Below are 15,145 nucleotides of genomic sequence, written 5' to 3' on the forward strand. Positions count from 1 at the left end.
TGTTAAATAGGATGTTTCAGACAATAGCGACAGAACGGATCGGCGCTACAACTCGGAAGCCAGCGGAATTTCCTTCTCCGCGCGGTCCGTCATCCACTCACGCAGAACCTTGGTGGCAATGACGTCGTCCTCGTTGTATTGCAGGATGCGTGTCCGCTGCGTCTCGTCCGGCTCACCGTCGTAGCCGACCGCCTCGCGGTACCACGCCATCGACGCTTCACCACCGGCTTCGGCGTCACGCCAGTTGAACCCGGCGACGGGGGCAATCTTCTTGAGTCCCTTGCCGTTCGGGCAGATGAACTGATCACTCACCGCTTGATAGATGTCGACCCACTGCGGACTGTCGATGAACTCGCGGATCTCGTCCTTGCTCGGAATCCCGGGCTCACCGGCAAACCTGCGCGCCGAGTCCAACAACCACTTGTCCTCGGCCGAACGCGAATAGCAGTACGCGGCAAAGGTTTTACCCGAAGCAGCGGCTGCGGCACGCTCCGCCATCAGCCAGCCCCAGAACTCCGCGAACGACCGCGCCTCGTCACGCGTCGGCAGCGGATCCCACGTCGCAAATCCTCGATACATCGAGAAGCCACCGACATTGAGCAGCGTTCCCCACAGGTAGGCCCCGTGCTCCTGATAGCTCTCCATGTCGACGTCGATCTCGATGTCCGCCCGAGTCACCGAGATCTTCTCGAACCGCCGGACCAACGGAGCATCTGCCAACCACGCCTTGGCGATCACTACTGCGTCGTCGAAATTTCCGTGCGGCCAATCTTCGAGCGGCTCGCCGTCCCAGGCGGCCAGCTGATCGATCGTGTTGCAGCCGACGTCGCGCAGAAGCTCGGCCCGCGATCCGACAGCGACGAGGCTGACGTCGCGGTTGCGGACCAACTCCTGCTTGCATTCGGTCCACCACGGGCACGACTTGCACTCGCTCACCTGTGAAGGAGACGTCAGCACCTCACCGCGGGCAACAGCGATACGGTCGGCGAAACGCTCGTCGTAGTCGTCGAGAATCGCACTGAGGTCGTGGACGAGGACGCAGTCTCCGTTGTATCCGATCGCGCCTGCCGTGAGCGACGGGCTCGCCAGCCCACGACGCTCGAGCATCCGATAGACCTGCGCGACGCGCATCTGATCGCGGACCTGACTGCGGACCTTGCGCTTGGGATCGACCGCGGGCTCCCATTCGAAGAGCCCCGAGGTGATCGCGCCCTGGCCGGGATCGGTCACCTTGTGATTGACGACAATGACGGGGATGTACCCGCCGCCCTCGTCGTCACGGATGAGCATTTCGCAGCGGCCCTTGCGTCCGGTGTCGCGCTCGACCGGCAAGACCGCGCCCCAGATCCGGTCCGCGCCGGCCTCACAGGCAGCAAGAGTGTCGCGAGCCTGAGCCGACGCCGATTGATCAGGGTTGATCTTCACCCAACGCTCGGGAGCAGCGCCGATCACGAGTTCGGCGATCTCCGCGCGCTTCGCGATCGCGGCATCCTGGCGCTGCTTGACGCCGGTGTCGACGGGTTCCGAAGCCGATTTCCCGGGAAACAACCCGTCCAGACGCACCCGATGACGGCATCGGGTCAACGCCCCCGAATCGATGATCGGGAGCTGGGGCGCGGGGTTGTTAACGGAACACACGATGACGAAGATTATGTGCTCCCCTAGGCTGAAGCCGAAGCGCAGGTACCTGGCAACACACAAACACCTGGAAACGGGGTCCTTTTCGATGGGGTTGTTCAAGAAGCGAAAGTCTCGTGCCACCCGCAAGGCGGAGGCAAAGGCTCTCAAGCACAAGGCTGAGGTCGAGGCGAAGCTCAACGCCAAGAGCCAGCGTAAGCGCGACAAGGTCGAGACCAAGTCGCTCAAGAAGCTGGAGAAAGCCGAGATCGAGTCACAGCACAAGATCGAAAAGGCGCAGATCGCGACCCTGAAGGCGCAGGAGAAAGCCGCTGCGAATCAGGGCCTGACTGTCGCCAAGGTGCGTAAGTACCTTGGTGTGGCACGTCTGCTTGCCCCCGTTCTCCTGCCGATCGCCTACCGCGCTGCCACGGCTGTGCGCGCCCAGCTCGACACCACGCGCGCGCAGAAGATGGGCATCGCCGTCGACCAGCTCGGTGACTACACCGGTCACGGCGCGAAGTTGAGCGCTCGTATCGCCGGCGCCGAGAGCTCGGTCACCGAGATCCTCAGCCGCAAGCCCGACGATGCGGAGACGCAGCGTTTTGCCGCCGCCATCCGTGAGCGCCTCGGCGATCTCAGCACGGCAGTTCGCGCTGCCGAGCAGATGCCGCAGGCTCGCCGTAAGGCAGCTCACCAGGCCATTTCTACCGAACTCGACGGCGTCGAAGCAGATCTGCTCGCACGTCTCGGCGTGCGCTAGACCTGAGAACGCCAGTGAGAGCAGCCGAGCAGACCGCGACCCTCCGGGGGATATCTGTCGGTTCCGCTTCGGCTGCTCTCGCTGTCGCTGCGCACGGAATCGGTGGAGGTGAGCTGCCACAGTCGTCTTCGCTGACCCTGCTGCTCGCAGTCTGCGCAACCGTCGGCGCCGTGACGGCCACCCTTCCCGCCCTCTCCCGGGGGCCCGGTGCCCTGATCGTGGCTCTTGGCCTGGGTCAGCTTGCCGCCCACACCACCATGACGCTCTCCGAGCACGCTCATTCGCCCGCTCCGGGATTGGTGATGCTCGGTGCTCACGCCGGTGCCACCGTCGCCTGTGCGGTGGCGGTCCTGGCCGCCGAGCGCCTCTACCGCGTTGTCACCCACGCTCTCCACGTCGTCCTGGCGTCCCTGGCTCCCGCCGCCGTCACTTCCCGCGGCCACACCGTCTCGACCGGAATCCATCACGGACCCGTCGACGCCCTTCTTCGCGCCAGCATCTCGCGGCGCGGTCCTCCTGCCCTGGTCTGAAGATTCGTAGAACTCCCCACCCCTTCACCAGACCAAGAGGACACTTCCCGACATGAAGAACACCCTGATTTCGCGTGCGGTTGTCACGACCGTCGCTACCGGCAGCGCTGTGCTGCTGGCCGCCGGAATTGCTTCAGCACACGTCAGCGTCGTCGCACCAGGAGCTACGCAGGGCGGATACTCCGTTCTCACGTTCCGCGTGCCCACCGAATCCGACACCGCTTCGACCACCAAGCTGACGGTGGCCCTCCCCGACCTCAAGTCGGCACGCACCGAACCGATGCCCGGTTGGACCGCCGTCGTCGAGAAGGACCCCACCTCACTGGTCGCGAAGTCCGTGACGTGGACGGCCGACCCCGGCGTCGGAATCGCCCCCGGCCAGTTCCAGCAGTTCGTTCTTTCCGCCGGCCCGCTGCCGGAGCAGGAAGAGGTCGAGTTCAAGGCCGTCCAGACGTACAGCGACGGCAACGTCGTCAACTGGGATCAGGAAGAACTTGCCGACGGCAGCGAGCCGGACAAGCCCGCGCCGACGCTGACTCTCGCCGCATCCACCGGCGATGCTCACGGAGCGCCTGCTGCCGATAACACTGCCGAGACGTCCGCTGCATCCGAATCTTCTTCGTCAGACAACACCGCGCGCTGGCTCGGCGGCGTCGGCCTGGTGCTCGGCGCCTTGGGCGCTGCACTCGGCCTCGGCGCACTGGTCAGGAGCAAGCGCTGATGAGTACCCGGATCAAGGTCATCGCCGTCGGCATGCTCGCGATGCTGGCCACGATGCTCGGAATGGGCACGGCCAGTGCGCACTCCGCGGTTGTCGGCTCCAACCCGGAAAACGGCGCGTCCATTCAGGTTGCGCCTGACAAGGTTTCGGTCACGTTCAACGAGGCTCTGCAGGCACAGTTCGCGGCGCTGACGGTCACCGGCCCGGACGGCAACCTCTGGACCAAGAGCGATCCGTCCGTCGAAGGACCCACTGTCAGTGCAGACCTCGGCGATCTCGGGCCGACCGGCGTCTACACCATCGCGTACCGAGTCACTTCCGCCGACGGCCACCCTGTCAACGGAACCCTGACCTTCACCCTCACCGAGGCGGGGTCAGGCACTCCCGGCGCTGCCGCTGCGTCGAGTACGGGTGAGTCGGAGTCCGGCAGCATGCCGGTGTGGATCTTCATCGTCGCCGGCGTCGTCGTGTTCGGCGGTGCGCTGTTCTTCGTGCTGCGTAAGCCGAAGTCGAGCTGATCGCGTGACGGGTACGGCAAACAGGTGGTGGTTGCTGTTTGCCGTACCCACAGCTCTGCTGGGAGTCCTCATCGCCTGGGGCCTCGCGAGCCCGTCGGGACCCGAATCATCTAGCACTGTCCGCGTTCTCGCGATCGGATGCGGCTCGTTGACGCTCGGCATCGCGACGCTTGCCTGGATGGGCCGCAGTGAACGCCGCCCGGCAACAACCCCCGCCGTCATGTGGACTCAGCTCACCGCGGCGGCAGCGGTTTGGCTAGTCGCCGAGATCACGCTCCTCGTGCTCAATGCCGCAGCGGCAGACGGCGCCCCGGTCACCTCACTGACCATCGGGCACTTCGGCGCATTCGTCTCCGAGGTGAACGTCGGCCGCGTCGGTGTCGCGATCATCGCGTGCGCGTTTGCCGTGGTCTGTTACGGCATCTACGGGTTCACCAATCCCGAGGCGGTGCCCGTCGCACCGGCATTGGTCGTCTCCGCGTTGGCACTCGCTGCCCGCCCGATCACCGGGCACATGGCGCAGCAGAGCTTCGGATCGATCCTCGACGCCGTTCACGTCCTCGCTGCGGCCTTGTGGTTCGGCGTGCTGGCCGCACTCGCGCTTGCCGTACCGTCGCGCGGTGCCTGGGCGATCTGGTTGCCCAGGTACTCCGCCCTCGCCTGGCGATGTGTCCTCGCGTTGGTCGTCACCGGTATCGTCAACGCCGTCGTGCGACTCGACTCGCTCTCCGCCTTCTACGACACCGCTTACGGCCGGGTGATCCTCGCCAAGATCGTGGCGATCGCAATGCTCGTCGCACTGGGATGGTGGTGGCGCCGGACATGGGTGGTCGCAAGTGCTGCACACCGCATGAGTTCGGACGGATCTCTGCGCCGCGCCATCGGTGAAGTTGTCTTCATGGCCATCGCATTCGGGCTCGCCGCGGCCCTTGCGACAACTGCGTAAGACGTGCCTCAGCACAAGATTTCGTGACCCGCACATTTAACGTTTCACGTCGAGATTTAACCTCTACGTGAGTTTATTTTCCCAGCTTGCGGCGGTTTCCGGCCACCCTTAGCGTTGCTCGCATGACGGAGGCCCAACGCTCGTTTCTCGTCTGCGCTTCGCAGCGCAGTGGCAGTACTTTGCTGGTCGAATCCCTGCGAGCAACAGGGGTCGCGGGTGAGCCGGAAGAGTTCTTCCAGTACCTCCCCGAGACCTCGCGTTCGCCGCAACCGAGGCAGTGGTTCGAAGACGTCACGGACGAGTCCGTCTTGGGTCTGCTCGCCCCGTTCCACCCGGGAACGCCGGACACTCGCACCTCCGAGCAGTGGCGCACACAACTTCTCGAACTCGGCCGAACACCCAACGGAGTCTGGGGCGGCAAGCTGATGTGGAATCAGACACCGCTCCTGCTCGATCGCGCAGCCGGATTGCCGTGGCGCAGTGGGACGGATCTACGTTCTGCACTCCACGACACCCTCGACCACGACCTGCAGTTCATCCACGTCTATCGAGAAGATGTTGTCGCTCAGGCTGTATCGATGTGGCGAGCCGTGCAGACGCAGGTCTGGCGCGACGACGCGACCCCACCGAATCTCTCGGACGGTGCGCAGTACAACGCGCTCGGAATCGCACACCTGGTGACGATTCTCGGTGAGCAGGAACGACAGTGGAAGCGCTGGTTCGAGGAAGAGGACATCTCCCCCATCGAGATCGGGTTCCGCGATCTCACCGAAGACCCGCAGTCCGTGGTCGCAAAAACCCTCATTTCCCTCGGTCTCGACGGACAACTGGCCCCACCACCGCCGCTGCGTCGTCAGAGCGACGGACGCTCCCGCGAATGGGTGCAGCGCTACCGCATCGACGCCGAACAGAACGGATACCCCGTCACATGAGCACCGTCACCGATGTCGTCGACGAACTCCGAGTTCTCGAATCCGAAGCGGTTCACATCATTCGAGAGGTGGTGGCAGAACTCGAAAGACCGGTACTGCTCTTCTCGGCCGGCAAGGACTCGATAGTCCTGCTTCGACTCGCCGAAAAGGCGTTTCGACCCTCCCCACTCCCTTTCCCGGTCCTGCACGTCGACACCGGTCACAATTTCGAGGAAGTCATCGAATTTCGCGACCGCCGAATCAAGGAGGGCGGGCACACACTTCTGGTTGCTTCCGTTCAGGATTCGATCGACCAGGGTCGAGTGCAGGAGTCGACCGAGACCAGCGGATCGCGAAACCGCCTGCAGACCAGAACTCTGCTCGACGCTCTCGAAGGCGGGCGATTCGACGCCGCATTCGGCGGCGCCCGCCGGGACGAGGAACGCGCGCGAGCCAAGGAACGGGTCCTGAGCTTCCGTGACGAGTTCGGCCAGTGGGACCCTCGGGCGCAACGGGCCGAACCGTGGTCGCTCTACAACGGTCGGATCAGACGCGGAGAGTCCGTTCGTGTCTTCCCGCTGAGCAACTGGACAGAACTCGACATCTGGCGCTACATAGCCCAGGAGGAACTGGAACTGCCGCCCATCTATTTCGCGCACGAACGGCGGGTATTCGAGCGCGACGGAATGCTCCTCGCTGCTTCGGAATTCAGCACCGACGCCGAGAACGCCGCGGCAACGACCGAGTGGGTGCGATATCGAACCGTCGGCGATCTGACCATCACCGGCGCCGTTCGATCGCACGCCACCACCATCGACGACGTCGTCACCGAGATCTCGGCCGCGACGGTTTCCGAACGAGGCGAGACTCGCGCAGACGACCGAACCTCGGTCGCCGCGATGGAAGACCGAAAGCGTGAGGGCTACTTCTGATGACCACCACCATCACTCGCCAACTCCTGCGGCTGGCCACGGCGGGTAGCGTCGACGACGGCAAGAGCACGCTGATCGGCCGACTGTTGCACGACACCGACAGTCTGCCTACCGATCACCTCGATTCCGTGACCGACGAGCACGGTGTCGCCGACCTGGCTGCACTCTCCGACGGATTGCGCGCCGAGCGTGAACAGGGCATCACGATCGACGTCGCGTACCGATTCTTCTCCACTCCGACCAGAAGTTACGTACTCGCCGACACCCCGGGACACGAGCGCTACACGCGCAACATGTTCACCGGCGCGTCCAACGCCCACGTAGCGGTCCTGCTGGTCGACGCGAGAACCGGCGTGCTGCGTCAGACGCGTCGACACGCCAGAATCGCAGCGCTACTGGGTGTTCCGAACCTTGTGGCCGTGGTGAACAAGATCGATCTGGTGGACTTCGACGAAGCGAGATTCGCGCAGGTACAGGAAGAATTGCGAGTATTGGCACGCCAGCTCGGGCGAGGCGACGTACTTGCCATCCCCGTCTCCGCGAAAGCCGGCGACAATGTCGTGACCCGCTCGGAGAACACCGAGTGGTACAACGGGCCGACACTTCTCGAATATCTCGAAGGCGTCGAACTCCATGCGCCCGCGACCCACATCGAGGAACTTCGGCTTCCCGTGCAGTGGGTTTCGCGCCCCGATCCGCAGAATCGGCGCCGGTACACCGGCCGAATTTCGGCGGGCACACTGAGCGTCGGGGACGAGGTAGTGGTACTGCCGTCCGGATCGAAGAGCACCGTGATCAGTCTGGACACTCTCGACGACAACCGCAGTACTGCCGTTGCACCACTGTCGGTTTCGGTGGAACTGGCCGATGACATCGACGTCGGACGTGGCGACGTTCTGGTCAGTGGCGGTGCGCAGACCCATTTGCCGGTTCTGGCCCGAGAACTCGAAGCCACGATCTGCTGGTTGTCGAACACTCCATTGCGCGCGGGCGATCGGATAGCGCTCAAACACACGTCCCGGACCGTGCGAGCGACCGTTCAAGAACTGCACACCCGACTCGACCCCGAGACGCTCGACGAGCAGGACAGCCCAGTCGAACTGGGGCTCAACGACATCGGAACGGTCACGCTCCGAACCAGTTCCGTGGTGGTCGCCGACACCTACGACCACAATCGGGACTCCGGCGCCTTCATCCTGATCGACGAGCAGAGCAACGACACCGTCGGCGCCGGCACCATTCTCGAGCCACGCGTCGTCGTTCCCGGTGAGCAGACCCGCAACGACATCAAGTGGCATCCGTCTTCACTCGAACGTCAGCGGCGGTGGGCGTCGACGACCCAGAAGGGCGCGACGATCTGGTTGACCGGCCTGCCTGCCTCCGGAAAATCCACCGTCGCCGTGGCTGTCGAACGTGCGCTGGTCGACGCGGGACGCACCGCGTATCTCCTGGACGGTGACAACGTCCGCCACGGTATCTCCGACGATCTCGGGTTCTCGCCGGGAGACCGGGCCGAGAACATCCGGCGCGTCGGGCATCTCACTCGGCTGTTCGCCGATGCCGGCGTCGTGGCCATCGCGTCGATGGTCTCACCGCTGCGTTCGGATCGAGCAATTGCGCGTGCTCTCAACGAAGCTGCCGGGCTCACCTTCCTCGAAGTTGCCGTCACCACTCCCGTCGAAGAATGCGAACGCCGAGATCCCAAGGGCCTGTACGCGCGTGCGCGGGCCGGTGAACTGAAGGGGCTCACCGGAATCGACGCACCGTACGAGACTCCGGAGGACCCGGACCTGGCTTTCGACACGACAGGCGCTGACATCAACGAACTGGTCGGGCGGGTCATCGCATTGTTGGAGGAGCGCGAAACCGCTAGGCCCTAGGGGTTTTCGGTGTCCGACTCGAGGTAACCGCGGTCCGCACTGTAGGCGGACCGCACGTTGGGTCGGACACCGATCTTCTCGAGGTACGCCGCCATGCGATGCACCGCCATCGCGCTTCCCAATGCCTCGTCCGGGAGACGATCATCCGTTTCGGCGCGCCACGTGTGAAGCTGCGAGGACAATTCCGCCTGTATTGCCGAGACTTCCGGTCGATCGATCAGATTGATCTTCTCGTCGGGGTCGGCACGAAGGTCGTACAGCTCCCGGGGCGCGCGTACCGCCAGATGCTCGGTGCCGAGCGCCTTTCCGGAGAGACTGTCCTCGATGTCGAGCGGTAGATCCAGAGCGGGGCGGACGGCGTAGTTCTCGATGTAGCTGTAGTCCTTGGTGCGCACCGCGCGAATGGGATCGAAACTGTCGTGAAAGGTCTTCTCCGTGAACAAGGAGGTTCGGACGGGTTCGGACGGCGCGGTTCCACGATCGACGAGGGCATCGGCGTGCGAGCGCCCTTCCACCTCGGTGGGGACATCGATACCGAGGAGATCGAGAATGGTCGGAACAAGATCCACACCGCTGAACAGTGTCTCGTATTCCTTTCCGCCACTGCGATACCGAGCCGGAGGCCGAGCGATCAACGCAATGCCGGTGCCGGGGGCGTAGAGCGTCGACTTGGCACGTGGGAACGCGGCGCCGTGATCGGTGAGGAAGAAGACCCACGTGTTCTCGTCGAGCCCCTCTTCCTCGAGCGTCCCGAGCAGATCACCCACCGCGGCGTCGGCTACCTCTACGCTGCCGTGGAATTCGGCCAGGTCCTCGCGAACCTGCGGCACGTCGGGAAGATATCCGGGCACCTCCAGCGCTGCGGTGTCCGCCGGGGTATAGCGATCGGCCGGGTACGGCCGATGCGTTTCGAAGAACCCCGTGGTGAGAAGGAAAGGCTCGGGCGGGAAGCGTCGTAGCCAGTTCTGGGCACGCGGAACCACGTAGTCGCAGAACGAGTTCGTGACGTCGTACTCGTGATAGCCGAGTCGCTTCGGGTACGCAGTCTCGTGCTGCATGCCGAAGAGCGAGGTGTACCAACCGTTGTCGGAGAGGATCTGCGGAAGCGTCTGCACCTCAGCGTGGTACTCCCAGCCGTGGTGCGCCAACCCGATCAGACCGTTGTTGTGCGGATACCTGCCCGAGAAGAGAGAACCGCGCGAAGGTGAGCACAGCGGCGCCGTCGCGTGTGCATCGGTGAACCGGATGCCCTCTGCCGCCAGCCGGTCCAGGTTGGGGCTGTTGACCCCGGCGACACCGTAACTCGCGAGGTGTCGGCCCAGGTCGTGCCAATGAATGATCAGGACGTTATCTCGCGCAGCCGACACGTGGGCAAGGCTAGTTGCCCTGCCCACGTGCGGCAACAGCTCGAATCAGCAGGATCTCAACTGTTTCTGCCGAGCTGCCTGATCCAGGCGCGGGTGTCGGCGGGATCGATGACATCGTCCAGTTCGAACGTGGTCGCCGCCATCAGCGCCTTGCCCTGTGCGTAGGCCAGTTCCACGAACTGACCGAACAGAGTTTCCCGAGCCTCCGGGTCTTCGACGGATTCGAGTTCCTTACGGAAACCGAGGCGCACGGCACCTTCCAGACCCATCGGCCCGATCTCGCCGGTCGGCCACGCCACCGTGAACTCGGGTGCGTGGAAGGAACCACCGGCCATCGCCATGGCGCCCAACCCGTAGCCCTTGCGCAGGATGATCGTTCCGAACGGCACCGTGAGGCGAGCACCGGCAACGAAGAATCTGCCGAACCTTCGGACCGTCGCCTCCTCCTCGGAGTCCGGGCCCACCATGAATCCCGGTGTGTCGCAGAGGGTCACCAGAGGGATGCGGTGCGCTTCGAGCAGTTCCAGGAAATCCGAAGCCTTGTCGGAGGCTTCCGCGTCTATCGCTCCGCCGAGATGCTCGCTGCTGTTCGCCAGCACACCGTACGGAACTCCTTCGACACGAACGAGTGCCGTCACTACACCGCGACCGTAATCTCGACGCAGTTCCAGGACGCTGTCGACGTCCGCGATCGCCTCGATCGCTCCACGAACGTCGTACGAGCGCAGGCGATTCTCCGGGACCACGTGCCGGGAGAGCCGCGGATCCGGAGCCGTCCACTCTCCGCTCGCACCCTGGAAATAATCGAGGTACTGCTTGGCCAGCGCCACCGCATGAGCGTCGTCGTCAGCCACCAGGTGTACGACGCCGTTACGGCGCTGCACGTCGATGGGGCCGATGTCCTCGGGGCGGAAGTTTCCGAGCCCGCCGCCCTCGACCATGGCAGGGCCGCCCATGCCGATGTTGGCGTCGGGCGTCGCGATCAGTACGTCGCAGGCGCCGGCCAGGGCCGCGTTGCCCGCGAAGCAGCGGCCGGACACGACAGCGACCATGGGTACGCGGCCGCTCAGCGCCGCCATGGCACGGAAGGTTCCCAGTTCCAGGCCCGCTCCTGCCCCTGCATCGGTGTCACCGGGGCGACCACCGCCGCCTTCCGCGAACAGCACTACCGGAACTCGCTTGCGATCGGCGATCTCGAGCAGGCGGTCGGTCTTGGCGTGATTGCGCATGCCCTGGGTACCGGCGAGCACCGAGTAGTCGTACGAGATCACGACGCTCTCGCCGCCGCTGATGGTCGCTACTCCGCCGATCAGACCGTCAGCAGGAGTGTTGGCGATCAAGTCTTCCTCGCTTCGCCGACTGCGCTGCGCAGCCAGTGCGAGAGCGCCGTACTCGACCAGGCTGTCGTCGTCGACCAGGTCGTAGACGTTCTCGCGAGCAGTCCGCCGCCCCAGCTTGTGGCGCTTGGCCACTGCCGCGGGCCGCGCCGCGTCCAGGGTCACCTCGTGGCGAGCGATGATCTCCGCCAGATCGGGACGTACGTCGTCGAGGTCCACCTCGTCGACCTCGGCGAGCTTCGATCCCGCGCTTGCGCTACGGACGACGAGCAACGGTTCGCCCGCACTCACCGATCTCCCCGGTGACGACAGGATCCGGACCACTTCGAGGTCACCGGGCGCCGAGAGAACATGCTGCATTTTCATCGCTTCGAGGACGGCGACCTGGCCACCCGCATGGACGCCGTCACCGACTGCGGCAAGTTCGACGACGATTCCCGCCATCTGTGCACGGACCACGTCCTCGTCCGGCGCGATGTCCACACTCGCGGAGGGTGTTTGTGGGCCCGCTTCGGGAACGAGGTCCGCCAATCGAGAACCCAACCAGTCGACGTCGACCAGGCCGTTGCGGAAGTCCTTGTCCGACAGTATTGCCTGCAGGAATTCGAGGTTGGTCGCCACGCCGTCGATGGTGAACTCACTCAGAGCAGCAGTCGACTTGCGCACAGCGGCAGGAAAATCCGATCGACGCGTGTGGGTGACGACCTTCGCCAGCAGCGAATCGTAACGCGCACTCGGCGAGAGTCCGACCGTACCGAAGGTGTCCACTCGCACGCCGGGTCCGCCAGGAGGAGTGAAGTTGTCGAGCGTGCCAGAGGACGGTAGCGCATTGCCGTCCGGCGTCATGGTTTCCATGTTGACGCGGGCCTGTATCGCGATCCCCGACGCCGACGCCACGGATCCGACTGTCTCCGATACCTTCTCGACAGCAGTGATTCCGGTTGGCAGGTCCAGGTCCTCGAACTGAACCCCGTCCGCGATAGCGAGTTGCACGGCGACGAGGTCGATTCCGGTGACCTCTTCGGTCACCGTGTGCTCCACCTGAATTCGGGGATTGACTTCGAGGAAGACGAATCCGCGTTCCTCGACCAGGAACTCGACCGTCGCGATGCCTCGGTAGCCGACCTCGGCGCACAGCCTTGCGGCCGCAGCGTGAAGACGCTCGCGCAGGGCCCCCGACAGCCCCTGCGCGGGCGCAACCTCGATCAACTTCTGATGCCGACGTTGGACGCTGCAATCACGGTCACCCAGAGCGATCACGTGGGTTCCGCCTTGCCCCGGCGCCGCCACGATCTGCACTTCGATGTGCCGAGCGTGCTCACTGAGTACCTCGGCGAACAGTGCCGAACTGCCGAATCCCGACTGGGCTTCGGCCGCACACACACGGTACGCGTCGTCGAGCGCTTTCGGGTCGCGCACCGCGCGCATGCCGCGGCCACCGCCGCCGCTGAGCGCCTTGATCATGATGCCGCGGGAGTTGCGCTCGAAGAATTCACGCACCTCGTCGAGGTCGGCGTTCGCCGATGTCGACGGCAGGACCGGTACGCCGGAGTCGACCGCCGCAGTGCGGGCGCTGGCCTTGTCGCCGAAAGTCCGGAGAACCTGGGCGTCCGGGCCGACGAAGACGATGCCCGCCTCGGTACACGCCTGCGCGAATTCGGCATTCTCACTGAGGAATCCGTAGCCCGGGTGCACGTGCGTGGCGCCCGTTTCGGCCGCGATCTTCAGCAGTGCGCTCTGATCGAGATACGCGGATGCGCCCGAGGCTCCGAGCGGCACCGACTCCGTGGCCGCCGCGACGTGCGGACTGGACGCGTCGTCCTCGGCGTACACCGACACCGTCTCGATCCCGAGTTCGCGGGCAGTTCGAATGATCCGCAGCGCAATCTCGCCGCGGTTCGCAATCAGCAGTCTCACTTTTCCCCCTGAGTGCGCTCGAACAGATCGCCCTTGCGCACCTTTCCTGTTGCAGTCATCGGAAGCGCCTCGAGCACTTCCACTTCGGGCACCTTGTACGTAGCCATGTTCTCCTTGGCCCACGAGACGATCTCATCGGCCGCGGTGTCGGAACCCTCGACCAGCTGGACAAACGCAAAAGCCACCTGCCCCTTGTCCGGGTCCGGTTTCGGTACCACCGCAGCCTTTTCGATCGCGGGATGCAGCATCAGCAGCGCTTCCACCTCGGAGGGGAAAACACTCATGCCGTTGGTCTTGATCATTTCCTTGTTTCGCGCCAGGTAGTGCAAACCACCACGCTCACTGAACTTTCCGACATCGCCGGTCTGCAACCAGCCGTCACGGATGGCGTCGGCGGTGGCAGCCTCGTTGCGGTAGTACGCGGAAAGGATCGACGGACTGCGCACGATGATCTGTCCGTGCTCACCGACGGGAACTGGCCTGCCGTCGTGATCGACGATCAGAACGTCGGTACCGGGCACCGGAATTCCGCAGAACACCGGCTCGCTTTTCAGGTCGTAGTCGCCGTCCTGGAAACCGAGAGTGATCGTGTCCGCGGTGTGGGTTTCGGTCATGCCGTAGCTCGCTTCGCGCAGAACACCGCCGGTAGCCTCGCGCCACCGCTGGCGCGTGGCCGGATCGAGTTTGAGAACAAACGAGACTGCCATGGCGTTCTGGAGTGTCGAGAGATTTCGCTCCGAGAACCCTGATGTGTCCATCAGTTCGACGTAATTGTCGACGGTTCCGACCAGCGAGGTCACACCGTAGGTCTCGACCGCGTCGAGCGTGGTCTCCGCATCCCAACGATTCAGCAGGACAACGGTTCCGCCGTTGACGAGCGGAACCAGAATGCCGAAGTCCTCACCCGCGATCCAGAAGATCGGCAGAAACACCAGAGATACCGGCGGATTGGCGCCCACCTGGTCACCACCGGCAAGCGTCGCGGTGGCCGCGGTGTAAACCATGTGGCGCTGAGTGTGCTCACAGCCCTTGGGCATTCCCGTCGTTCCGCCCGTGTAGTTCAGGGCGGCGAGGGAATCGAGTTCGGTGGCAACGGGAGTCGCCCGCTCACTGGTGATGATCGACTGCCAGTCGCTCAGGCGCGGATCGTCGACCTCGAAGGGCAGTTCGACGGTGGGGATCGCAGTCAGCATGTCCGATACTGCGGTCTTCGCGACGTGTTCGAGTGAAGTCTGTGAGCGAACCTTCTTCACCAGCTTCGAGAAAGTGTTCTGCGTCAGTAGGACCTTGACGCCGGCATCGTTGAGTTCGTGAATCAATTCGTGTTCACGGAAGAGCGGATTGATGGGCACGTGAACCGCACCGACCTTGAGAATGCCGAGCATCGCGATGTGGAACTGCGGGCAGTTGACCAGGTGAACGCCGACACGATCACCTCGTTCGACTCCGAGTGAAAGCAGCCATCCGGCAAAACGATCCGAAAGCTCGTCGTACTCGGCGTACGTGATGACGCGGCCGTAAAAGACGATTGCGGGAGTATCCGGCCGCTCGAGCGCCCAATGCCGCAAGTAGTCGACAAGTCCCCCGCCTTCGAGCGGATACTCGACGGAGCGGGGAATCCCGGCGGGCCAATGCGCCTGCTGCAGCGCAGAGATTTCCGCCAGAGCCGCTTCGAGCACGTCTTGTTCTGCCACCGATCACTCCAT

12 protein-coding genes are annotated in these 15,145 nt (G+C 64.2%); 8 read left to right on the forward strand and 4 right to left on the reverse strand.

All coding sequences use genetic code 11. The features are described from left to right. Positions 1–45 precede the first annotated feature (45 nt). Entirely contained in the window at positions 46–1,602 is a 1,557-nt protein-coding gene (locus QM596_RS27000; protein WP_029537352.1) for a TM0106 family RecB-like putative nuclease, read from the reverse strand. Positions 1,603–1,726: 124 nt separating this feature from the next. Here QM596_RS27000 and QM596_RS27005 point away from each other — a divergent pair, with 124 nt between their 5' ends. The 8 genes from QM596_RS27005 (at position 1,727) to cysC (ending at position 8,818) form a co-directional block, all read left to right on the forward strand. After that, positions 1,727–2,380 (forward strand): DUF6474 family protein, encoded by a 654-nt coding sequence (locus tag QM596_RS27005; protein WP_283310333.1) that lies wholly within the window; start codon positions 1,727–1,729, stop codon positions 2,378–2,380. A 14-nt stretch (positions 2,381–2,394) separates the two neighbouring features. Beyond that, on the forward strand, positions 2,395–2,910 hold the full coding sequence (locus QM596_RS27010; protein ID WP_283310334.1) for a hypothetical protein: 516 nt from the start codon (positions 2,395–2,397) through the stop codon (positions 2,908–2,910). A gap of 52 nt (positions 2,911–2,962) precedes the next feature. Next, complete coding sequence (locus QM596_RS27015; protein WP_020905708.1) at positions 2,963–3,631, forward strand: YcnI family copper-binding membrane protein; 669 nt, start codon at positions 2,963–2,965, stop codon at positions 3,629–3,631. Continuing rightward, on the forward strand, positions 3,631–4,149 hold the full coding sequence (locus QM596_RS27020; RefSeq protein WP_020905707.1) for a copper resistance CopC family protein: 519 nt from the start codon (positions 3,631–3,633) through the stop codon (positions 4,147–4,149). The genes QM596_RS27015 and QM596_RS27020 overlap by 1 nt, the downstream gene beginning before the upstream one ends. A 4-nt stretch (positions 4,150–4,153) precedes the next feature. After that, entirely contained in the window at positions 4,154–5,095 is a 942-nt protein-coding gene (locus tag QM596_RS27025; protein ID WP_060938712.1) for a CopD family protein, read from the forward strand. A 122-nt stretch (positions 5,096–5,217) separates the two neighbouring features. Beyond that, positions 5,218–6,027 (forward strand): trehalose 2-sulfotransferase, encoded by an 810-nt coding sequence (gene stf0 / locus QM596_RS27030; protein WP_019746329.1) that lies wholly within the window; start codon positions 5,218–5,220, stop codon positions 6,025–6,027. Continuing rightward, the gene (gene cysD / locus QM596_RS27035; protein ID WP_019746328.1) at positions 6,024–6,938 is read left to right on the forward strand and encodes a sulfate adenylyltransferase subunit CysD; all 915 of its coding nucleotides are present in this window, start codon (positions 6,024–6,026) and stop codon (positions 6,936–6,938) included. The genes stf0 and cysD overlap by 4 nt, the downstream gene beginning before the upstream one ends. Then, positions 6,938–8,818 carry an adenylyl-sulfate kinase gene (gene cysC / locus QM596_RS27040; RefSeq protein WP_283310336.1) on the forward strand — a complete coding sequence of 627 codons (1,881 nt, stop codon included), beginning with the start codon at positions 6,938–6,940 and terminating at the stop codon, positions 8,816–8,818. Before cysD ends, cysC begins: the two co-directional genes overlap by 1 nt. On the opposite strand, the gene QM596_RS27045 is transcribed toward cysC, so the two are convergent. The 3 genes from QM596_RS27045 to QM596_RS27055 are packed head-to-tail and all read right to left on the reverse strand — an operon-like array spanning position 8,815 to position 15,133. After that, positions 8,815–10,185 carry a sulfatase family protein gene (locus QM596_RS27045; RefSeq protein WP_283310337.1) on the reverse strand — a complete coding sequence of 457 codons (1,371 nt, stop codon included), beginning with the start codon at positions 10,183–10,185 and terminating at the stop codon, positions 8,815–8,817. The two genes, cysC and QM596_RS27045, sit on opposite strands and share 4 nt — an antisense overlap. A gap of 56 nt (positions 10,186–10,241) precedes the next feature. Continuing rightward, positions 10,242–13,439: a carboxyl transferase domain-containing protein gene (locus QM596_RS27050; protein ID WP_283310338.1), complete on the reverse strand. Its 3,198-nt coding sequence runs from the start codon at positions 13,437–13,439 to the stop codon at positions 10,242–10,244. Continuing rightward, entirely contained in the window at positions 13,436–15,133 is a 1,698-nt protein-coding gene (locus QM596_RS27055; protein ID WP_283310339.1) for an AMP-binding protein, read from the reverse strand. The genes QM596_RS27050 and QM596_RS27055 overlap by 4 nt, the downstream gene beginning before the upstream one ends. Positions 15,134–15,145 lie beyond the last annotated feature (12 nt).

The organism is Rhodococcus sp. IEGM 1406, from assembly GCF_030056745.1.
Lineage (GTDB): Bacteria > Actinomycetota > Actinomycetes > Mycobacteriales > Mycobacteriaceae > Rhodococcus_F > Rhodococcus_F erythropolis.

What these genes read in the sequence shown, in the direction of transcription:
- QM596_RS27005 (WP_283310333.1), top strand. Translation starts at nt 1,727, where the DNA reads ATGGGGTTGTTCAAGAAGCGAAAGTCTCGTGCCACCCGCAAGGCGGAG.
- QM596_RS27015 (WP_020905708.1), top strand. Translation starts at nt 2,963, where the DNA reads ATGAAGAACACCCTGATTTCGCGTGCGGTTGTCACGACCGTCGCTACC.
- QM596_RS27020 (WP_020905707.1), top strand. Translation starts at nt 3,631, where the DNA reads ATGAGTACCCGGATCAAGGTCATCGCCGTCGGCATGCTCGCGATGCTG.
- stf0 (WP_019746329.1), top strand. Translation starts at nt 5,218, where the DNA reads ATGACGGAGGCCCAACGCTCGTTTCTCGTCTGCGCTTCGCAGCGCAGT.
- cysD (WP_019746328.1), top strand. Translation starts at nt 6,024, where the DNA reads ATGAGCACCGTCACCGATGTCGTCGACGAACTCCGAGTTCTCGAATCC.
- cysC (WP_283310336.1), top strand. Translation starts at nt 6,938, where the DNA reads ATGACCACCACCATCACTCGCCAACTCCTGCGGCTGGCCACGGCGGGT.